At 45.3% G+C, this 21,311-nt stretch carries 18 protein-coding genes and 1 rRNA gene; 9 read left to right on the top strand and 10 right to left on the bottom strand.

The annotated features are described in order from the left end of the window. Positions 1-34 precede the first annotated feature (34 nt). From noc to ACU1JV_RS15095, 9 genes are all read right to left on the bottom strand, one after another. Positions 35-853 carry a nucleoid occlusion protein gene (noc, locus tag ACU1JV_RS15055; protein ID WP_013373916.1) on the bottom strand — a complete coding sequence of 273 codons (819 nt, stop codon included), beginning with the start codon at positions 851-853 and terminating at the stop codon, positions 35-37. A gap of 386 nt (positions 854-1,239) precedes the next feature. Then, positions 1,240-1,962 (bottom strand): 16S rRNA (guanine(527)-N(7))-methyltransferase RsmG, encoded by a 723-nt coding sequence (rsmG, locus tag ACU1JV_RS15060; protein WP_337683938.1) that lies wholly within the window; start codon positions 1,960-1,962, stop codon positions 1,240-1,242. Further along, a complete protein-coding gene (gene mnmG / locus ACU1JV_RS15065; protein WP_016822445.1) occupies positions 1,962-3,851 on the bottom strand; it encodes a tRNA uridine-5-carboxymethylaminomethyl(34) synthesis enzyme MnmG in 1,890 nt (629 codons plus the stop codon). The genes rsmG and mnmG overlap by 1 nt, the downstream gene beginning before the upstream one ends. Before the next feature lie 97 nt (positions 3,852-3,948). Next, positions 3,949-5,325, bottom strand: coding sequence for a tRNA uridine-5-carboxymethylaminomethyl(34) synthesis GTPase MnmE (mnmE, locus tag ACU1JV_RS15070; protein ID WP_013373919.1), 1,377 nt, complete (start codon positions 5,323-5,325; stop codon positions 3,949-3,951). Positions 5,326-5,452: 127 nt separating this feature from the next. Further along, positions 5,453-6,211 carry an RNA-binding cell elongation regulator Jag/EloR gene (gene jag, locus ACU1JV_RS15075; protein WP_040102454.1) on the bottom strand — a complete coding sequence of 253 codons (759 nt, stop codon included), beginning with the start codon at positions 6,209-6,211 and terminating at the stop codon, positions 5,453-5,455. Further along, positions 6,208-7,074, bottom strand: a complete 867-nt coding sequence (locus tag ACU1JV_RS15080; protein ID WP_013373921.1) for a YidC/Oxa1 family membrane protein insertase — start codon at positions 7,072-7,074, stop codon at positions 6,208-6,210. The genes jag and ACU1JV_RS15080 overlap by 4 nt, the downstream gene beginning before the upstream one ends. A 71-nt stretch (positions 7,075-7,145) precedes the next feature. Continuing rightward, positions 7,146-7,496, bottom strand: coding sequence for a ribonuclease P protein component (gene rnpA, locus ACU1JV_RS15085; protein WP_013373922.1), 351 nt, complete (start codon positions 7,494-7,496; stop codon positions 7,146-7,148). A gap of 260 nt (positions 7,497-7,756) precedes the next feature. Further along, the gene (gene rpmH, locus ACU1JV_RS15090) at positions 7,757-7,891 is read right to left on the bottom strand and encodes a 50S ribosomal protein L34 (protein WP_007433250.1); all 135 of its coding nucleotides are present in this window, start codon (positions 7,889-7,891) and stop codon (positions 7,757-7,759) included. A gap of 173 nt (positions 7,892-8,064) precedes the next feature. Further along, entirely contained in the window at positions 8,065-8,205 is a 141-nt protein-coding gene (locus ACU1JV_RS15095) for a hypothetical protein (protein ID WP_413987270.1), read from the bottom strand. A 789-nt stretch (positions 8,206-8,994) separates the two neighbouring features. On the opposite strand from ACU1JV_RS15095, the gene dnaA reads away from it, so the two are divergent. The 6 genes from dnaA to gyrB all read left to right on the top strand — a co-directional run bounded on the left by dnaA (position 8,995) and on the right by gyrB (position 15,306). Further along, the gene (dnaA, locus tag ACU1JV_RS15100; protein ID WP_013368644.1) at positions 8,995-10,341 is read left to right on the top strand and encodes a chromosomal replication initiator protein DnaA; all 1,347 of its coding nucleotides are present in this window, start codon (positions 8,995-8,997) and stop codon (positions 10,339-10,341) included. Between the two features lie 186 nt (positions 10,342-10,527). Next, positions 10,528-11,670 (top strand): DNA polymerase III subunit beta, encoded by a 1,143-nt coding sequence (gene dnaN, locus ACU1JV_RS15105; RefSeq protein WP_013368645.1) that lies wholly within the window; start codon positions 10,528-10,530, stop codon positions 11,668-11,670. 37 nt (positions 11,671-11,707) lie between these two features. Continuing rightward, entirely contained in the window at positions 11,708-11,926 is a 219-nt protein-coding gene (gene yaaA, locus ACU1JV_RS15110; RefSeq protein ID WP_013368646.1) for a S4 domain-containing protein YaaA, read from the top strand. Positions 11,927-11,980: 54 nt separating this feature from the next. Then, on the top strand, positions 11,981-13,096 hold the full coding sequence (recF, locus tag ACU1JV_RS15115; RefSeq protein WP_013368647.1) for a DNA replication/repair protein RecF: 1,116 nt from the start codon (positions 11,981-11,983) through the stop codon (positions 13,094-13,096). Positions 13,097-13,112: 16 nt separating this feature from the next. Continuing rightward, positions 13,113-13,364 (top strand): extracellular matrix regulator RemB, encoded by a 252-nt coding sequence (remB, locus tag ACU1JV_RS15120; RefSeq protein ID WP_007433255.1) that lies wholly within the window; start codon positions 13,113-13,115, stop codon positions 13,362-13,364. Positions 13,365-13,395: 31 nt separating this feature from the next. Beyond that, positions 13,396-15,306, top strand: a complete 1,911-nt coding sequence (gene gyrB, locus ACU1JV_RS15125; protein ID WP_013368648.1) for a DNA topoisomerase (ATP-hydrolyzing) subunit B — start codon at positions 13,396-13,398, stop codon at positions 15,304-15,306. A 144-nt stretch (positions 15,307-15,450) separates the two neighbouring features. Here the strand turns inward: gyrB and ACU1JV_RS15130 are convergent, their stop codons facing one another. Further along, positions 15,451-16,278, bottom strand: coding sequence for a YheC/YheD family protein (locus tag ACU1JV_RS15130; protein WP_013368649.1), 828 nt, complete (start codon positions 16,276-16,278; stop codon positions 15,451-15,453). Positions 16,279-16,744: 466 nt separating this feature from the next. Here ACU1JV_RS15130 and gyrA point away from each other — a divergent pair, with 466 nt between their 5' ends. From gyrA to ACU1JV_RS15145, 3 genes are all read left to right on the top strand, one after another. Further along, positions 16,745-19,309: a DNA gyrase subunit A gene (gyrA, locus tag ACU1JV_RS15135; RefSeq protein ID WP_040102452.1), complete on the top strand. Its 2,565-nt coding sequence runs from the start codon at positions 16,745-16,747 to the stop codon at positions 19,307-19,309. A 206-nt stretch (positions 19,310-19,515) separates the two neighbouring features. Then, positions 19,516-20,604, top strand: coding sequence for an HD-GYP domain-containing protein (locus ACU1JV_RS15140; RefSeq protein WP_025679408.1), 1,089 nt, complete (start codon positions 19,516-19,518; stop codon positions 20,602-20,604). Positions 20,605-20,926: 322 nt separating this feature from the next. Then, a 16S ribosomal RNA gene (locus ACU1JV_RS15145) occupies positions 20,927-21,311 on the top strand; the annotation flags it as partial.

The following is a 21,311-nucleotide window of genomic DNA, read 5'->3' on the forward strand; positions in this document are numbered from 1 at the left end:
AAGCGGCAATTGCTGCCGCTGTACGCTTCATCCCTTACTTACGTTTGGGAATTTGAATGACAATCTCATAGTGATCCTCATGATCAGATTCCTTTGTTTTGATATCCAACCCTGAGCCAGACACCATATCAATGGATTGACGAATCGTATTCAGCGCAAGCCGGACATCCTTAGTAAAGGAAATCCGCTTTGATTTCTTAATCGTGGATACTTGTTTATAAAAGGCAACTCGTGCCTCTGTCTGCTTCACATTGAGTTCCTTAGCAATTACTTCATCTAAAACCTTGTACTGTAGTTCTTCGGTCTCTAACGACAATAATGCACGGGCGTGACGCTCGGACACCTTCCGTTCCATTAGGGCTTCTTTCACTCTCTCCGGCAAATGAAGCAGCCGTATTTTATTAGCAATAGTGGATTGGCTTTTGCCAAGTCGCTGAGCGAGGCTTTCCTGGGTAAGTTGATGCAGGTCAATCAGCTTTTGATAAGCTACAGCCTCTTCAATCGCAGTTAGACCCTCACGCTGAAGATTCTCAATCAACGCGATGGATGCAGCTTGTGAATCATTAAACTCACGAACAATGGCTGGAATCGTCTCCATACCCAGCTTGGTGACAGCTCTCCAACGACGTTCCCCTGCTATAATTTCATATTGTCCATTACGGAAACGAACGACAATCGGTTGAATTACACCATGCGTCTTAATAGTCTGGCATAGCTCATCAATCTTCTCGTCGTCAAATATGGTGCGGGGCTGATAAGGACTGCTGACAATATCCCGAACTGGAATTTGTTTTATTTCGTCCCCATTGGATCGCTCCGTCAAACCAAATAGCTTGGAAAATTGTTCTTTCATTCCGTATAATACCACCTAATTTCATAATAGCACCATACAAACAGCGCTTCGTGAAAAACAGTTCCTTACGGGGATTGTAGACCCTTCTATATGAAACAGCGCCGTAAGCGGGTACACTCCACGTACTCCCCTGACATTTGTTGTCCCACTTCCCTATATGTATATCTGAAATCATGAGTACGGGAAGCAGCCAACTTACACTAAAACGATTATCTCTATTCTATCACTTTTCCAGTCATAATCCTATCGTCTCTACCAGCTTTTCGAAAGGATAAAAGAATAAAATTATGTAGAGGGTATTACGCAAGGAGTCTTCTTAAGCAAAGATCTATAAACCATAAAAAAAGTGAATGTTTCACGTGAAACATTCACTTTCTTTCAAACATTTACACTAAGGGCGTCTTCAAAGGAGTACCTGGCTTACGCGGGTATTTCCGTGGTGTAGCTGCTCTTTTTTCAATAATAATCATATGTCTGGCTGCATCCTCAACAGGTAGCTGGAAGGCCTGAACATGCTTAATTTTCCCCTTCAGCTCTTTCAAACTGTAGGAAGCTTCCCTGATTTCTTCGGTTGGATCGCTACCCTTCATCGCTGCAAAGTGCCCACCTTCACGGACAAAAGGCAGACAAAATTCATTTAGTACCGCGAGACGGGCAACGGCTCGGGCTGTGACCAGATCATAGCTATCACGATATCCTGCTTTGCGTCCCAATTCCTCTGCCCTGCTATGAATCAGTTCGACATTTTCCAGTCCCAACTGCTCTACAACATGTGCTAAGAATTGTATCCGTTTGTTCAATGAGTCTACAATGGTCAATTGAATATGTGGAAAACATATTTTCAAAGGGATACCAGGGAAACCTGCGCCTGACCCAATGTCAGCCAGGCTCTCCACATCATTTAACGGAACATAAAAGGCAAGTGAAACAGAATCGTAAAAATGCTTGGTGTACACCGCTTCTCGCTCAGTAATACCCGTCAGGTTCATTTTTTCATTCCATTCAACCAGCACACGGTAATATGTTTCAAACTGCTCTAACTGACTGTCATTAATCACAATGCTATGCTCTGCCAGCCGCTGCTTGAACTGCTGTTGTATCGCGTCCATTAAGATCCCCTCGCTGCCGTTACACGGTTATAGTGCTCCAGATAAACCAGCAAAATGGAAATATCTGCAGGAGTTACACCGGAGATACGGGATGCCTGACCAATGGACATCGGACGAATCTTCTCAAGTTTCTGCTTGGCTTCAATGGCCAAGCCTTGAACTTCATTGTATGCGATATCCTCTGGAAGCTTCTTCTTCTCCATCTTTTGCAGGCGTTCTACATGCATCAACTGCTTTTCAATGTAGCCCGCATACTTAATTTGGATTTCCACCTGTTCTTGCTCCTCCTCAGTAAGGGCTACAGGTGAAGGTGAAATTTGTGCCACTTGTGCATAGCTGATCTCAGGTCGACGCAGCACCGTCAACAGATTACTACCGTCCTGTATCGGTGCAGATCCGCCTTGCTCCAGCATCTCATTTACATCAACCGGACGAACTTTAGCTAAACGCAAACGCTCAATTTCTTGCTCTACCTTTTGTTTTTTATCCAAAAAGCGCTCGTATCGTTCATCTGTAATCAGGCCAATATCATGCCCAATCGGAGTCAATCGCAGATCCGCGTTATCATGCCGCAGCAACAGACGGTATTCTGCACGGGAGGTCAGCAAGCGATATGGCTCATTTGTACCCTTCGTCACCAGATCGTCAATCAGAACCCCAATGTAGCCTTGAGAACGATCCAGTACGACGGGCTCTTTGCCCTGCACCTTACGAGCTGCATTAATACCAGCCATAATTCCTTGACCCGCAGCTTCTTCATAACCAGATGTCCCGTTAATTTGACCTGCCGTGAATAAGCCAGGTACTTTTTTCGTTTCCAAAGTAGGCCACAACTGAGTAGGTACCATCGCATCATATTCAATAGCGTAACCATTACGCATCATTTCTACCTTTTCCATCCCTGGAATGGTACGCAGTACTGCTAATTGCACATCCTCTGGCAAGCTTGTCGACAAGCCTTGAACATAGTATTCAGATGTGTTTTTACCCTCAGGCTCCAAAAAGATTTGGTGCTTCGGCTTATCACTGAAACGCACCACTTTATCTTCAATAGATGGGCAATAACGTGGTCCCGTTCCTTCAATCAGACCCGAGAACATCGGTGCACGATGCAAATTATCATTAATAATCTGATGTGTTTCCACTGAAGTATACGTTAGCCAGCAAGGAAGCTGCTCATTATCCGAGGACTTCGTTTCATAGGAGAAGAACTTCGGCTGATCATCGCCTGGCTGTATTTCTGTTTTACTAAAATCAATTGTATCCTTATGCACACGTGGTGGTGTTCCTGTCTTAAACCGAACTAGATCAAAACCAAGCTCTCTCAAATGTTCAGAAAGTCTCAACGAAGGCTGCTGATTGTTCGGACCACTCTCATACATCAGCTCACCCATAATGATTTTCCCGCGCAGATAGGTGCCAGTAGTCAGGACAACTGCTTTACTACGATACTCTGTGCCCGTCTTCGTAATTACACCTACGCATTGACCGTCTTCTATAATCAGTTCTTCAACCATACCTTGGCGTAAGGTCAGATTCGGTTCCTTCTCCATCGTTTCCTTCATCGCATGCTGATAAGAAAACTTGTCTGCTTGCGCACGCAAGGCATGCACGGCAGGACCCTTACCAGTATTTAACATTCTCATTTGGATAAATGTCTTGTCGATATTCCGACCCATTTCGCCACCCAATGCATCAATTTCCCGTACTACATGACCCTTTGCGGGACCACCAATAGACGGGTTGCAGGGCATGAATGCGACCATATCCAGGTTTATTGTGATCATCAATGTACGACAGCCCATCCGTGCTGCTGCCAAGGCGGATTCTACGCCCGCATGGCCCGCACCGACGATAATCACATCATAGTCGCCTCCTTGATATCCCATACCTCTCTTACCTCCTTATACATTCGAGTCTTCACCCCGAATATGTTCTTGTGTATCTATAACGATAGCAGGCTTAAAACAGCCATGCTTTAATGTTCTACTTACCCAGACAGAATTGTGAAAATATTTGATCTATTAACGCATCATGCGCAGTATCGCCTACAATCTCACCCAACTGCTCCCATGCCAGCCTTACATCAATCTGGATCATATCAATCGGAACTAATTGATCAGCGGCTTCATAGGCATCTACCAATGATTGGCGCGCTTTCTTCAGCAAAGCAATATGCCGTACATTGCTGACATACGTCATATCCGCTGATTCCAGCTTGCCGCTAAAGAATAAATTCGATATAGCCTGCTCCAGCCGATCTGCTCCCTCATTTTCCTTCACAGACATCGGCACAATAAGCTCTTCAGGAACATAGCGCAGCAACAAATCCCGGTCTATTTGGGCCGGTAAGTCCATTTTATTCATAATAACAATCGCTTGTCTACCGCGGATTTGTTCCATTAATGCCATTTCATCCTCGTGCAGTGGTTCGTTGGCATTAATGACGATGAGCAGCAGATCCGCTTCACTCACTGCCGTTCTCGAACGCTCTACCCCGATCCGTTCCACGACGTCCATCGTTTCCCGGATTCCAGCTGTATCCAGCAACTTGAGCGGAATATTATTAATCGTCACATACTCCTCAATAACGTCACGGGTCGTACCCGGAATATCGGTCACAATCGCCCGTTCGCCCTGAGCCAGTGTGTTTAGCAGTGACGATTTGCCTACATTCGGCCTTCCGACAATCGCTGTAGTCAGCCCTTCACGCAAAATTTTCCCCTGCTCCGCTGTATGCAACAGCCGATCAATCTCCGCCATGACCTGGCTGCTTTTATCCTTGATTAACTCAGACGTAAAGGATTCTACATCATGCTCAGGGTAATCAATATTTACTTCGATATGAGCAAGTGTCTCGACCAAAACATGACGCAAACGACGAATATTCTGGGACAGTTGCCCATCCACCTGCTTCAAAGCCATCGAAAAGGCTTTATCCGATTTGGAGCGAATTAAGTCAATGACGCCCTCCGCTTGACTCAGATCAATACGACCATTCAAAAAAGCACGTTTCGTAAATTCACCTGGCTCAGCCAGACGTATATTTTGCAGCAGTAACAAATCCATCACTCGTTTAACGGCTACCACCCCGCCATGAGTGCTGATCTCTACCACATCTTCTGTTGTAAAAGAGCGTGGTGCCCGCATCACTGTAACTAAAACTTCCTCCACCTTCTCTTGGCTTTGAGGATCTATAATATGTCCATAGTGTACCGTGTGCGTCGGAACCTTACTTAAGGGCGTTTTACTACGGAACAAAGCCTCCACTTCCGTGACCGCTTCTGGACCGCTGACCCGCACAACTGCAATGCCGCCCTCGCCGACAGCCGTTGCAATGGCAGCTATGGTATCGCTCAGCATATCGTTTCTACCTCCTATCAAGTAAAAACGGCATTGCCGCCCTTCATCAAGGACGGCACCCGTTCAGTGTGAAATATAAGAAAAAAAGCAATGGCTTCTGCAGCTTGCAGAGAGCCATTGCGTCGGATTATTTCTTGGCAATGACAACGCGCCGATTAGGCTCGTCCCCCTTGCTGTATGTTCTAACCAGCGCATGCTGCTGGAGCTTGGCGTGAATCAGCTTCCGCTCCTGGGACGGCATTGGCTCCAGTACCACTTCCTTGCCATAGCGAACAGCTTGGTTCGCTAATCGTTCCGCCAAATCCTCCAGCGTTTTCCGCCGACGTGCACGAAATTGCTCGGCATCCAGCACAATTCGGATAAATTTATCAGAATGACGGTTAGCAACAATATTCGTCAGGTACTGCAAGGCATCTAATGTCTGTCCTCTGCGGCCAATTAGCATACCGAGCGATGGACCGGAGATATCCAGAGTACTTTCATCCTTGCGATGACGGACATCGACTTCGACGTCCAGTCCCATGCCTGCAGCAGTTTCACGGATGAAACGCACCGCCTCTTCATAAGGATCTATATGTCCCCTGGATGCTTCCATGTTCCTCTGCGCTTCCTGCGCAACAGACCCAGCTTGTGATACAGCCTGTCCCACGTCAGAAGGTACTTGAGCCGATACATGAGGTTCAGCCGTGTGTGTGGTTTCAGGAGACGGCTCAGAAAGCAGCGTAAGCTCCACCTTCGCCTTTTTGACCCCTAGCCACCCCAGGAATCCTTTTGACGGCTGTTCCAACACGTTTACGGTTACCCGTTCACGGCTTACTCCCAGCTGGGAGAGTCCTTGTCTTACAGCATCTTCAACGGTTTTTCCTGATGTCACGACTTTGGTCATCTCGACTTTTTAGCCCCCTTCGTGTTTTTACCACTTTTTTTCTTACTATTAGAGGAACCTGTTTTCGTGAGACTGGCTGTTTTCACATTAGCCAATGCTGCGTCCTTATCATTATTCCGATAAAGGAAATAGTTTTGAACAATCGTGTAAATATTACTGAAGAACCAGTATAACGGCAAAGCAGACGGGAAGTTATACGACATGAATAGAATCAGCACCGGATAGACATACAGCAAAAATTGCATTGGTCCTTGCTGCGGTGTCGGATTCATCTTCATCATCATCCAAGTTTGGATAAAAGTCGTAATCGCTGCTAGAATCGGCAGGATAAAGAAGTGATCCGGTTTACCTAACTGGAGCCACAAAAAGTCATGATCCCGCAATGCCGAGTTATAATAAATGGCATTATAAAGCGCGATAAAAATGGGCATCTGTACTAACAAAGGCAGACAGCCCGCCATTGGGTTAACCTTGTTTTCTTGAAACAATTTCATCGTTTCTTGCTGGACTCGCTCAGGTGTATCCTTGTATTTCGCTTGAATTTCTTTTAATTGCGGCTGAATAGCCTGCATTGCTCTGGAACTGCGTACTTGCTTGAGTGTAAGCGGCAAAATAATGGTACGCACGATGATCACCAGAATCAGTACGGCCAGGCCATATTCTCCAGAGAACCATTGGGCAAATGTATCCAGCGCATACGAAAACCAGTAAACGACATATCTTTGCCACCAAGATCCATTGGCCAAGTCTGCCGTCGTGTAAGAATTGTGAGCCGCCTGGGTACATCCGGACAGCACAGCAACAAGTGCCAATAAGGCAATCAGGAGGAACCATTTTCCCCGTTGAGTCTTCAAACGCGACACTTCATAACCCCTTTCTTAACCAATCCATTCCAACGTAAATCATACCATATCCTGTAGGACAAAGATACTGATTATCGGCGCGTAGACTTGAGCAGCGAGGCTTTGCGCAAAACGTGCAGCACGCTTTTCTCCAGCTCTTGATACGACTTTGTAACCGCACCCTTACGAACGATAAAAATCAGGTCAATCTGCTCCACCAATTCCTGCTCATGATGGCGCACGATTTCCTTAACGATCCTGCGCATCCGGTTGCGGACAACTGCATTGCCGATCTTCTTGCTAGCCGAAATTCCGACGCGGAACTGCTCTACCTCTCTGCGGCGGAACCAGTACACCACAAACTGATGGTTGGCAAAAGATTTGCCATGGCGGTATACGCGCCCAAAGTCCGCCCGGTTTCGTAGACGCAATTTTTTTTGCACGGCGCTTCTCCTTGCTCATCTCTTTTACACATATCGGTAAGCAACCCTTACCTCTTATATAGTAAGAAGTATGGACAATATTCCAACATGGTAATCTCGCTTATTTTATATCCGTTTTCAAAAACTTCATCTAATATAGAGCAGGATGCAGGGCTTGTCCCTCTTTTTACACTACATTTCTACAATTAGAAGAAGCAATCCGATCCATAAATACTTCAATTATGAAAAAAAAGACCACCGTAGTGGTCTTTATGCACGCATTACGCACTCAATACTTTTCTACCTTTTTGGCGACGAGCTGCCAAAACTTTACGGCCATTCTTCGTGCTCATTCTTTTACGGAAGCCGTGAACTTTTTTACGTTTGCTGACATTCGGTCTGAAAGTCGGTCTCATTGTGCTGCACCTCCTTACAAGGAATACGTTTTATATGGAATATACCTAACATAGCAATCTCCACAAAAAACACCTTTGTACATTTAACCACAAATAGCGGCCAAAGTCAATGTACTTCTGAATTCTCTCCCTCTTTTTCACATTCAGTAACCCTCTCCGTCTTCCCCCATCATTCACTCTACTCTTTTCTTCCCCTTTATTCCTGATTTTTTCGCTTCTTCTCCATGATCAAGATTCATCAACATTTTACTGTGAATTTCGTCCCTCACATATACTGCTCTTTTAACTGCTCTTTTAACTGCTCTTTTTTTCATTTATTTAGTTCCGCATTTGAACCCACGTCGTTTCAGATCCCCACCATCTGATTTGCCAAAAATAATGTCGGAAACGTTACCGGAAATTTTCAACACAAAAACAAGCCGCTGTAACCAAAAGGCAACAGGTGTTATACACAGATCCACAAAAAGAATGGAATTGTGATTTAAATGGTCATAACCTGTGCATAACATTTTAGAGTGAAAAAGAGTTATTGTCGAAAACTGAACAAATTATAAACAATATCTTGTGTTGTGAATAAAAATTGTACACAACAGATTGAATTTGTGGATAAATAACCACGAGTCATTGAAATACAAGGCTTCTTTTGCTATGATGATATTACTTTTGAATGTGAATATGTTGTTTTACCCTCCATATTATCAACACCCTGTGGATAAAGTTGTGAACAAGTTCAATTTATCCATCTTTTTATTTTTGTGCGGATTCGGGATTCTGGGGATATATTCTACATTTTTCATTTGATTTCGACATATTGCAGTCCCGTTTTGGCCTGCGGGATCAAGAGAACGGATCGTGCCGCACATTCCCTCCTGAGAAATATCGCCCTTCTTCTGCTGATCAGCAGTGGAATTTTCCATTACTATTTTTCAGGGCATTTTGTGCTGCGTTCTCTCACTACACTGCCGCATGATTTAGGCGGCGGTATGTCTTTTTATGGCCTTCAAACAATATTTTTGTGATTTTAGGCGTTTTGCCGAAGCGCCGAGAGTAGCTCTCTGCAGCTTAATTCGGTAAAATGTCAGGATTTAAAAGGAGTGACGTCTGTGGACAGCCATACCTCTGAACTATGGCAGCAAATTCTATCCATTATACAAACCAAGCTGAGTAAGCCGAGTTACGATACTTGGTTTAAGGCTACCAAGGCAGCGAAACTAAATGACCACTCCATTGTGATTTCTGCACCGACAACTTTTGCCGTGGAATGGCTTGAAAGCCGCTATACCAAGTTAGTCGGGGCAACGGTTTATGAGATTTTGGGCAAGCATTTAGAGGTCAAGTTCGTTATTGAAGAGAACAAGCCCGCCGAGGTCGACCTTCAGCAACAACCTCAGCAGCAGCCGGTCGTTCAAGAAGAAGCTGTGTCCCATATGCTGAATCCCAAATATACATTCGATACATTTGTCATCGGATCGGGGAACCGTTTTGCCCATGCGGCATCGCTGGCCGTCGCCGAGGCGCCGGCCAAAGCTTACAATCCGCTGTTTCTATACGGTGGTGTAGGTCTGGGGAAAACGCATCTGATGCATGCTATCGGACACTATATTTTGGAGCACAATCCGACCAGCAAGGTCGTTTATTTATCGTCGGAGAAGTTTACGAACGAATTCATTAATGCCATCCGCGACAACCGTGGGGAAAGTTTTCGGAATAAATATCGCAACATTGATATTTTGCTCATTGATGATATTCAATTCATTGCGGGCAAGGAATCGACGCAAGAGGAATTTTTCCATACGTTCAATGCGCTTCATGAGGAACGCAAGCAGATTATAATCTCAAGCGATCGGCCGCCTAAAGAAATTCCAACGCTGGAAGAACGGCTGCGCTCTCGCTTCGAGTGGGGACTGATTACGGATATTCAACCGCCGGATCTGGAGACGAGAATTGCTATTCTTCGGAAAAAGGCGCGAGCGGAAAACCTGGATATTCCTAATGAGGCCATGATGTATATCGCGAATCAAATTGATACAAACATCCGTGAGCTGGAAGGAGCGCTCATTCGCGTTGTCGCTTATTCTTCCTTAACCAATCAGGATGTATCAAGCCATCTCGCGGCTGAGGCGTTAAAGGATATTATCCCATCCAGCCGTCCAAAAATGATCACGATTCAGGATATACAGCATCAAGTCGGGGAATTTTATAATCTACGACTGGAAGATTTCAAAGCACGTAAGCGGACGAAGGCTGTGGCTTTCCCACGGCAGATTGCCATGTATCTTTCCCGTGAGCTAACCGACTATTCTTTGCCGAAAATCGGTGAAGCTTTCGGCGGACGTGATCATACGACTGTCATTCATGCGCACGAAAAAATCTCCAAATCCATTCAAGTGGATCAGGATCTATTTAAAGTTATCAACAACCTAATAGAAAAAATCAAAAATCCAACCTGAACAAGTTCGGAGCCTATACACATTTTATACACATGTGGATAGGCTTGATTTTATTAGGGTTACAGATAGTTATCCACATATTCAGTGCGCCTATTACTATTACTAATATATTTTAAAGATATACATCACCTATATAAGGCCCGCGTCAACGCGTGCTTGAAGGATTAAAACCCGTAGGAGGAACTTATGAAGATTAGCATTCTGAAAAACGTTTTGAACGAGGCCATACAACATGTATCCAAAGCGATATCCAGTCGGACGACAATTCCAATTTTGAGTGGTATTAAGCTGGATGTGAATCACCAGGGAGTCACACTGACCGCCAGCGATACAGATATCTCTATTCAATCCTTTATTCCGATGGAGGATGGTGACCAAACGGTCGTTCAGATCGAACAACCCGGCAGTGTAGTGCTACCCGCTAAATTCTTTGTCGAAATTATCAAAAAGTTGCCGTCTCAGGAGATCCGTATGGAGGTAAAAGACCAATTCCAAACCTTTATCTCATCCGGTGCTACTGAAATTCAGATCGTTGGTTTGGACCCTGAAGAATTTCCGGTGCTTCCCAACATTGAGGAAAATCAAGTGATCTCTGTGCCAGGTGATTTGCTTAAAAATATGATTAAACAGACGGTATTCTCCATCTCTACCCATGAAACGACACCTATTTTGACTGGTGTATTGTGGAATCTGGCTGAGGGCGAATTGAAATTTGTCGCAACGGACCGCCACCGCCTTGCCACCCGTAGCGCTCATTTGGAGACGTCTGAAGGCTTGCGTTTTAGCAATGTTGTCATTGCAGGCAAAACGCTCAATGAGCTGAGCAGAATTATTCCGGATCAAAATATGCTTGTGGATATCGTCGTAGCGGACAATCAGGTATTATTTAAGGTGGATCGCGTGTTATTTTACTCCCGCATCTTGGACGGCACCTATCCTGATACTTCTAGAATTATTCCGACTTCTTACAAAACAGAACTGATTGTGGACACAAAAAGTTTGAGCGAGTCTATTGACCGTGCTTATTTGCTGTCCCGTGAGGAAAAAACGAATATTGTAAAAATGCAATCGTTGGAAAACGGTGATCTAGAGATTTCCTCCAGCTCATCTGAACTTGGTAAAGTGCGTGAGGAAGTAAATGTATCCAAATTTGAGGGAGAACCACTCAAAATCTCGTTCAACTCCAAATATATGCTCGACGTGCTGAAGGTAATTGACAGCGAGCAGCTGACGATTGCTTTTACCGGCATTATGAGCCCCATTATTTTAAAACCGGCAGATTCCAGCAATGCGCTGTATATCATCCTGCCATATCGCACAACCAACTAGCGTCACCCACCCGAACAAGCGAAAGGATGAACAGGCCTTGAAAGCAATATCTATACAGACCGAATACATCAAGCTCGATCAATTTTTGAAATTAGCCGATTGTGTATCCACAGGAGGCATGGCTAAAGCCCTACTGCAGGAGGGGCAAGTCCGCGTTAATGGTGAGCCAGAAGAACGTCGCGGAAGAAAATTGTACCCAGGCGATACCGTAGAAGTAGAGGACATTGGACGTTTCGAGGTTACGGCAGGAGCATGATCGCCTGAACGGCAAGGACTCCTTTTAGGTGCGGAATAACAAGGGGGACCCTATGTGTTTGTGAACAACATTGTTTTGCAGCAGTACCGGAACTATGAACAGCTGGAGCTGAATGAATTCGGGCCCGTTAATTTGCTGATCGGACAAAATGCGCAAGGCAAAACGAATCTGGTTGAGGCGATTTTTGTATTGGCTTTAACTAAAAGTCACCGAACGTCCCGCGACAAGGAATTAATTTCTTTCGGGGCTACTTCCACCCATCTAGCTGCCGATGTGGATAAGAAATATGGGAAAATCAGGTTGGATCTCTCGTTATCCACACAAGGCAAAAAAGCAAAGATCAACGGGCTAGAGCAGCGAAAGCTGAGCGATTTTATCGGTTCGTTAAACGTGGTCATGTTTGCGCCCGAGGATCTGGAAATTGTCAAAGGAACACCGGGGGTTCGCCGCCGGTTTCTTGACATGGAAATTGGACAAGTTGCGCCAGGATATTTGTATCATTTGCAGCAATATCAGAAAGTGCTGGTTCAGCGGAATAACCTGCTCAAGCAAGCTTGGGGTAAAGATATGGCGTCCGTGCAGCTGATGCTGGAGGTATGGAATGAGCAACTTGTTGAGCATGGTGTTAAAATTGTAAAAAAGCGGAAACAATTTATAACAAAGCTACAAAAGTGGGCCCAGGCCATTCATGAAGGGATTGCAGGTGGGACAGAAGAGTTAAAATTAACCTATGTTCCCTCTTTCGGTGAGCCAGAGGAAGAAGATGAAGCTGTCTTATTGGAGCGATTTATGATAAAGTTATCCCAAATGAGGGAACAGGAAATCCGCCGTGGCATGACTTTGGCGGGACCCCATCGTGATGATTTGGCCTTTGCCATTAACGGCAGAGAAGTGCATACGTATGGCTCTCAGGGGCAGCAGCGGACGACGGCCCTGTCTTTGAAGCTGGCCGAAATAGAATTAATTCATGAGGAAATTGGGGAGTATCCTATCCTGCTGCTGGATGATGTATTGTCCGAGCTGGACCCCTATCGTCAGACTCAGCTGATCGAGACTTTCCAAAGCAAGGTACAGACCTTTATTACGGCAACCGGGATTGAGACGTTGAATGCAGAACGACTTAAGGGTGCCCATATTTATCACGTCCACGACGGGCATGTGGAACACTAAGGAGTGAGTGACCGGTATGTATATTCATCTGGGTGGAGAAAAGATCATCCGCTCGTCAGAGCTTGTGGCTATTTTCGATATCTCGATTGAAAAATCCTCTAAAATCTCCAAACAATACGTGAACCACGCTCAGCAGCAAAAGCATGTCGAGATGATTGGCGAAGAGGAAGCCAAGTCCATCGTAGTGACTCAGAATACGGTGTATTATTCCCCCATCTCCTCAACAACACTCAAAAAGCGGGCAAACCAGTTTGTTGCCAATGCTTAACCATAGAAATCTATAGAAGTAGGTGAAAGGCATGTCTATGAATCAACCGTCTTATGATGCGGGCGAGATTCAGGTCCTCGAAGGCCTGGAAGCGGTTCGGAAACGTCCCGGTATGTATATTGGCTCCACGAGCGTCAAGGGGCTCCATCATCTGGTCTGGGAAGTTGTGGACAACAGTATTGACGAAGCGCTGGCGGGTTATTGTAACAGCATTCAAGTTGTCGTTCACAAAGATAATAGCATTACCGTTACAGATAACGGCCGCGGTATTCCGGTAAGTGAACACGCCAAAATGAAAAAATCAGCGCTGGAAGTCGTAATGACCGTACTTCACGCAGGTGGTAAATTCGGAGGCGGAGGGTACAAGGTGTCTGGTGGTCTGCACGGGGTTGGTGTATCCGTGGTGAACGCTCTCTCCAGCAAAATGATCGTTCATGTCAAACGGGATGGACATGTATATGAGCAGGAATACCATCGTGGTGCTCCACAGTATGATGTCAGAGTCATCGGTGATACAGAAGAGACAGGTACCCAAACAACCTTCTATCCGGACGAACAAATCTTTACCGAAACGACCGTATATGACTATGATACGCTGCAGACGCGGATTCGTGAGCTGGCTTTCCTGAACAAAGGCATTGCAATTAGCTTGACCGATGAACGGACAGGCGCCAGCGATACATTCCACTATGAGGGTGGAATCAGTGAATATGTGCAGTTTCTGAATCAAAAAAGAGAAGCACTGCATGAACAGCCAATTTATGTCGAAGGCTCTCGTGACATGATTCAGGTCGAAGTTGCATTGCAATATAACGACAGCTACACCGAGAATATTTATTCTTTTGCCAACAATATCAACACCCATGAGGGCGGAACTCATGAATCAGGTTTCAAGAGTGCATTAACCCGGATTATTAACGATTATGCACGCAAAAATGGCTTGATTAAGGATAACAACGCCAATTTGACCGGTGACGATGTACGCGAAGGTTTGACAGCGATCATCTCCGTCAAAATCCCAGAACCACAGTTTGAGGGTCAGACTAAAACAAAGCTCGGCAACAGTGAAGTGCGAGGAATTGTCGAGTCTCTGTTCGCAGAGAAACTCCAGGAATTCCTGGAGGAAAACCCGTCCGTCTCCCGCCGTGTGGTTGATAAATCATTACAAGCAGCTCGAGCCCGGGAAGCAGCGCGCAAAGCGCGTGAACTTACACGTCGCAAAAGTGCGTTGGAAATTAGTTCGCTCCCAGGTAAGCTGGCGGATTGCTCCTCTAAGGACGCTTCGATCAGTGAATTGTACATCGTCGAAGGTGACTCAGCAGGGGGATCGGCCAAGCAGGGACGTGATCGTCACTTTCAAGCGATTTTGCCAATTCGCGGTAAAATCCTGAATGTTGAAAAGGCACGCTTGGACCGTATTTTGTCCAGTGATGAAATACGTTCAATGGTAACAGCAATGGGTACAGGGATCGGAGATGATTTTGACATCACCAAAGCCCGTTACCACAAGGTCATTATCATGACAGATGCCGATGTCGATGGTGCTCATATTCGCACATTGTTGCTGACGTTCTTCTATCGCTACATGCGCAAAATCATTGATGCGGGCTATATATACATTGCTCAGCCACCACTATTCAAAGTTGAGCGTAACAAAGTTGTTCGTTATGCGAACTCTGAGGCGGAACGTGACGAGATCATTAAGGAATTTGGAGAAAATGCGAAGTACAATGTACAGCGTTATAAAGGTTTGGGTGAGATGAATGCGACCCAACTTTGGGAAACCACGATGGACCCAGAGAGCCGTACAATGCTGCAGGTAACTGTCAGTGACGCGATGCTGGCTGATACGCTGTTCAATACCTTAATGGGTGACAATGTAGAACCTCGCCGCGACTTTATCCAAGAACATGCGAAGTACGTGAAAAACCTAGATTTCTAATGTGTGTTATTCCATCCTGATGGCTATGTTATATCTGTTCATTAGGATTGTATAGGAAAGAGTGCACAAGGGGCGCCCAAATGGGGCGTCCCTTTTCTTGTCATTAACCAGCCCGGATGGATTTGAATATTTAATTTCAATGTTTTAGGCCTTTTTCTTAGAGCGTACAGGTTTACCTGTGGATGCCGTATACCGGCCGTAGCCTACTGCATATCTGAATATTTTATGATAGAGGCTTTTGTTTGGGAGAGAAGCGAACACTTTGATGGCTGGTCTTGTATTGACCTCCAAAATCCACGGATAGTTTTGCTGGTCCAATCCTACATCTAACCCGATTTCCCTTAAACGAGGGTATCTTTTTTGTAGCTGCCAAGCTACTCGCTCGCCCATTTTCGATAATTTTTGCTCCAGTCGAACGGCTTCCTTTACATCCATGTATGGAGCCACCAATTCATTGAAAAAGCGCGTTGTCCCACCGCTGTGATGATTGGTGACGACTTTGTCAGGAGCAGCTACACGTCCTACAATAAGCGTTGTTTCCCATTGATGCCTCAAGTTCATCTGGGTTAATACCCTCAGATCGAAGGGACGGGCTTCATGCTGAAGAAGAGGAATTCCGCGCTGTATTAGATATGGACGTTTCTTTATACGAGAAGAAACCACCCTATGCAACTCATCCAGACTTTCAAAGGTGAGGATATCTACTTCATAGCGAAGCACATACCAAGTTCTCTCCTCGATGATTCCTTCTTCTGTCGGGGGAAGCTGCTCTGTCTGCCTTTCTGCGCGCATAACCCCTTTACCATAAGTACCATTATCCGGCTTAATATAGACAGTTCCATACACCGCCAACATTTCATTCAGGTGCTCAAACGTGTACAAACGTGTTTCCGGTATATAAGCGGCCAATGTCGGATGGGGAAGAATGGCATTTGTTTTGGCCCACTTACTGGATACTCGCTGAATAGACAAGTATTCTCATCCCTTTCTTTTCGAAATATGAGTCATGTACCTGGAATACACACCCTTTAACAAAACAAGGGAAACTAAAGGACAAGCGCGTAAAACAATGATATAATAGAGAAATACGGCGTTTTTCGGAATTTTGCTAAGTAGAACCCTGACCGTATACGTATTGTATGTGGAAAAGGCCCTTAGGGTGGGGGCTAATCCCCAGTTCAGGGGAATTTGTTATAATCAGGGCTTGTAAGTTGTACAAGAAAATAGCAATCTGCTACAGGCAGAAGGGGAATGACGAGGGTTTTACGCTGTAAAGAGGACAAATGCGTTTAATTGTGCTCTTTTTGTGAAAGTAATATAATTATACAGATGAGGATTTCAGCCAAAATCCTGCGCAAGGAGCGGAGTATATAGGCAGTGTCTTGTTAGGCTTTTCACATAGAGAGCGCTGTATTGAAGGATGAGAAGGAGGACCAGCATGGCGGATCAAAATAACTCGCAAATCATCAATAGGGATATCGGAGTGGAAATGCGCGAATCCTTTATGGATTATGCCATGAGTATTATTGTTAGCCGTGCCTTGCCTGATGTGCGGGACGGACTGAAGCCGGTACACCGTCGTATTCTGTACGCGATGTCCGAGCTAGGCATGTCGCCAGATAAGCCTTATAAAAAATCGGCAAGAATCGTCGGTGAAGTTATCGGTAAGTACCACCCTCATGGTGATACGGCTGTGTATGATACGATGGTGCGGATGGCGCAGGATTTTTCCTTGCGTTATATGTTGGTGGATGGACACGGTAACTTTGGCTCCGTGGATGGAGATATGGCAGCAGCAATGCGTTACACTGAAGCACGGCTGTCCAAGATAGCCATGGAAATGCTCCGTGATTTGAACAAAGAGACCGTTGATTTTATGCCTAACTACGATGGTGAAGAGAACGAGCCTGTCGTATTGCCTGCACGTTATCCTAACTTGCTGGTTAACGGTGTCGGCGGGATTGCAGTTGGTATGGCAACCAATATTCCTCCGCATAACTTGGGAGAGGTTATCGATGGTGTACAAGCGCTGATCGAAAACCCTGACATTACGCCGATGGAACTTATGGATTACATTCAAGGGCCGGATTTCCCGACAGCAGGTTATATCTTAGGTCGCTCAGGCATTCGCCAGGCGTATCAGACTGGCCGCGGATCTGTGACCATGCGTGCGAAGACCACCATAGAAGAGATTGGCAATAAAGCACGGATTATCGTGCATGAACTGCCTTACCAAGTGAACAAGGCTCGTCTGGTCGAGAAAATTGCTGAATTAGTACGTGACAAGCGTATTGAAGGCATTACGGATCTTCGAGATGAATCCGACCGTACGGGTATGCGTATCGTTATCGAGTTGCGTAGAGATGTGAACCCGAACGTCGTTCTGAATAATTTGTTTAAACATACAGCCATGCAGTCCAATTTTGGTATCAATATGCTTGCGATTGTAAACAATGAGCCGAAGATTTTGAACCTGAAAGATGTCTTGTATTATTATCTCAAGCATCAGGTTGAGGTTATTCGTCGTCGGACAGAATTCGATCTGAAAAAAGCCGAAGCTAGAGCACACATTCTGGAAGGCTTGCGTATTGCTCTTGACCATCTGGACGAAGTTATTTCCTTGATTCGTTCTTCCCAAACTGCAGAAGCAGCCCGTGAAGGACTGATTGAGCGTTTCTCGCTGACTCTTGAGCAGGCTCAGGCTATTCTCGATATGCGTCTGCAACGCTTAACCGGTTTGGAACGTGAGAAGATCGAGAACGAATATAACGAGCTAATTCAAAAGATAATGGAATACCGTGAAATTTTGGCGAATGAGCATCTGGTACTCAACATCATTAGCGAAGAGCTGAATGAGCTGAAAGGACGCTTCGCCGATGATCGTCGCACTGAAATTACAGTGGGTGAAGAAAGTATTCTTGATGAGGATCTCATTCCGCGTGAAGACGTTATTATTACTGTAACCCATACTGGATATATCAAACGCCTTCCTGTTACTACGTATCGCAGTCAAAAACGCGGTGGTCGTGGTGTAGTAGGTATGGATACCAAAGATGAGGACTTCGTAGAGCATCTGTTCATTACGAATTCACATCATCATTTGTTATTCTTTACGGACAAGGGCAAGGTATACCGGATTAAGGCTTATGAGATTCCAGACTTAAGCCGGACAGCTCGGGGGACACCGATTATTAACCTGATTCAGATTGAACAGGGTGAGTCGATCAATGCGGTAATTCCAATTGAGGAATTTGTGGAGGACAGTTATCTATTCTTTGCGACCCAACATGGGATTATTAAGAAAACACCTCTTGATGACTATGCGAATATCCGCAAAGGCGGCCTGATTGCCATTAACTTGCGCGAAGATGACGCCCTGATCGAAGTGAAGCTGACTGATGGACAGCAGGAAATGATTATCGGCACAGCACAAGGTATGTCTATCCGTTTCCCTGAAAGTGATGTACGATCTATGGGACGTAGTGCTACAGGAGTTAAAGGGATTAGTCTTGATGAAAGTGATGCTGTAATCGGCATGGATATCGTCAATACCGACCTGGATATTCTGATCGTAACAGCCAAGGGTTATGGCAAACGCACCCCTGCTGTGGATTATCGTATTCAGAGCCGTGGAGGCAAGGGAATCAAGACGATTAACGTTACCGATAAAAATGGTCCAGTTGTCGGCCTCAAGGTTGTAAAAGCCGAGGAGGACTTGATGATTATTACAGCTAGTGGCACCTTGATCCGGACTAGCATGGGGGAAATCTCCACGATGGGTCGGAATACGCAAGGGGTAAGGCTGATTAATATTCGCGATGATGATTCGGTTGCAACGGTTTGTCGTGCGAACAAGAATGAGGAGCAAGATGAACTGCTTGAGGATTTATTAGAGGATGGAGGAACTGGTGAGGAGCCAACTCTATCATCTGCTGAACCAACTCTTGAAGTGAATACAGAAGATACGGAAGGTAACGATTCAGAATCTTCTGAGGACGAATAAGCCCTGAATATAGAAACAACAAATGTAGATTGAAGAGACTCTCTGGCTATTTGGTCAAGAGAGTCTTTTTTTCTTGTTCAGGCTGATCAATTCAGACCAGTACGTTTTAAATGGCATAAAATGAATGTACAGGATCATTTCCAAGTAATATAATGACATCATAACTGGCAGCTGGAGCAGCTGTTGTGAGAACAGAGAGGTTGACCATGACAACTGTACCCGTATCCGAATTAAAAGCAGGTCTTAAATTGCAAAGCGACGTTTTTACTGAAATGGGCAGCTTGCTACTACCGAAAGGGCGCATTCTGCTACCACGTGACTTAGAGATTTTAGAGGCGTTCCTGATTCAACAAGTAGAGGTAGGGACGGATGATATTGCAAAATCCGGTAGCGAGCCTACCACTGTTCGATCTGGGACAGCTGAATCGCAGGGAGCTTCGTTAGATGGGCGAGATGAATCTGAACAATTCCAGGATGAGTATGACAAAATGGTGATGCTTGTTAAGAATGCGTTTCAATCAGTGCTCGTCTCTAATTTATCTATATATGAGTTGCGGGGACAACTAGAGTCCTTGCTGGCGCATATCCAACGCTATAATGTAATGACCTATACTCCGCCTGGTATGATCGAAGTGGACTATATTTTTCACAATGCCGTGCTAACCTCCCTTACCTCTTACTCCATTGCACAATGGATTGGGTTGCCTCAAAAGGATTGGATGCAGGTGGCTTTTGCCGGGTTGCTTCATGATATAGGGAATGCTAAGATGGACCCGTCCATTCTGTACAAGCCCTCCCAACTAACGCGGGAAGAGCAAGAAGAAGTACGCCGCCATACATCACTAGGATACCAATTGCTTAAAAATGTGAAGGCTATTAACGAAGGTGTGCGTTTGGCAGCTCTTCAGCATCACGAGAAAGTGGACGGTACTGGATATCCATTGCGTCTTAAAGGGGAGCAAATCCACATATACGCTAAAATCGTAGGGGTGGCTGATGTATTCCATGCCATGACTCTGGAGAAAACATACCGACCTGCCCAATCACCGTATCTGGTTCTAGAGCAAATCAAATCAGAATCATTTGGAAAGCTGGACCCAAGTGTCGTGCAAGTCTTCATTCAAAAGCTAACCCAATTTAATAATGGGACCAAGGTGCGTCTCAATGATAACCGTACAGGGGAAATTATATTTGCTGATCGAGACCACCCGACTCGTCCGTTGATTCAAGTAGATGGCGAGATCATTAACCTGATGCTTCAAAGAGAGCTTTATATCGAGTGTATTGTTACTTAACTGAGTTTTTTTAAAAAAACAGTTGCACAATATAGTGGATTTATGATATATTCTTTTTTGTCGCTTCAAGTGTTGAAATAAAAGAAGCAGAAAACACTCTTGAAAAAAAGTGTTGACACAAACCTGAATAACATGATATACTATAAAAGTTGCTGAGGGGAACGTAAGAAATCCTAAAGCAAACAAAGAATGTTTGATCTTTGAAAACTGAACAACGAGTGAGTGAACTGATTTTGTTCGCAAAATCAAACAATGAGATATTTTATCTCGTCAGTTTCAACATGAGCTAATCGCTCTTTCTATAACCAACTTCGGTTGGTCTTTAATGGAGAGTTTGATCCTGGCTCAGGACGAACGCTGGCGGCGTGCCTAATACATGCAAGTCGAGCGGGATTATTTAGAAGCTTGCTTCTAAATAATCTAGCGGCGGACGGGTGAGTAACACGTAGGCAACCTGCCCACAAGACAGGGATAACTACCGGAAACGGTAGCTAATACCCGATACATCCTATTCCTGCATGGGAGAAGGAGGAAAGACGGAGCAATCTGTCACTTGTGGATGGGCCTGCGGCGCATTAGCTAGTTGGTGGGGTAAAGGCCTACCAAGGCGACGATGCGTAGCCGACCTGAGAGGGTGATCGGCCACACTGGGACTGAGACACGGCCCAGACTCCTACGGGAGGCAGCAGTAGGGAATCTTCCGCAAT

Source organism: Paenibacillus sp. T2-29 (genome assembly GCF_052921365.1).

Bases quoted from the DNA above. Each gene is read 5' to 3' on its own strand.
- noc (WP_013373916.1), bottom strand. From the start codon at position 853: ATGAAAGAACAATTTTCCAAGCTATTTGGTTTGACGGAGCGATCCAAT.
- rsmG (WP_337683938.1), bottom strand. From the start codon at position 1,962: ATGGACGCGATACAACAGCAGTTCAAGCAGCGGCTGGCAGAGCATAGC.
- mnmG (WP_016822445.1), bottom strand. From the start codon at position 3,851: ATGGGATATCAAGGAGGCGACTATGATGTGATTATCGTCGGTGCGGGC.
- mnmE (WP_013373919.1), bottom strand. From the start codon at position 5,325: ATGCTGAGCGATACCATAGCTGCCATTGCAACGGCTGTCGGCGAGGGC.
- jag (WP_040102454.1), bottom strand. From the start codon at position 6,211: ATGACCAAAGTCGTGACATCAGGAAAAACCGTTGAAGATGCTGTAAGA.
- rpmH (WP_007433250.1), bottom strand. From the start codon at position 7,891: ATGAGACCGACTTTCAGACCGAATGTCAGCAAACGTAAAAAAGTTCAC.
- ACU1JV_RS15095 (WP_413987270.1), bottom strand. From the start codon at position 8,205: ATGAAAAAAAGAGCAGTTAAAAGAGCAGTTAAAAGAGCAGTATATGTG.
- dnaN (WP_013368645.1), top strand. From the start codon at position 10,528: ATGAAGATTAGCATTCTGAAAAACGTTTTGAACGAGGCCATACAACAT.
- remB (WP_007433255.1), top strand. From the start codon at position 13,113: ATGTATATTCATCTGGGTGGAGAAAAGATCATCCGCTCGTCAGAGCTT.
- gyrB (WP_013368648.1), top strand. From the start codon at position 13,396: ATGTCTATGAATCAACCGTCTTATGATGCGGGCGAGATTCAGGTCCTC.
- gyrA (WP_040102452.1), top strand. From the start codon at position 16,745: ATGGCGGATCAAAATAACTCGCAAATCATCAATAGGGATATCGGAGTG.
- ACU1JV_RS15140 (WP_025679408.1), top strand. From the start codon at position 19,516: ATGACAACTGTACCCGTATCCGAATTAAAAGCAGGTCTTAAATTGCAA.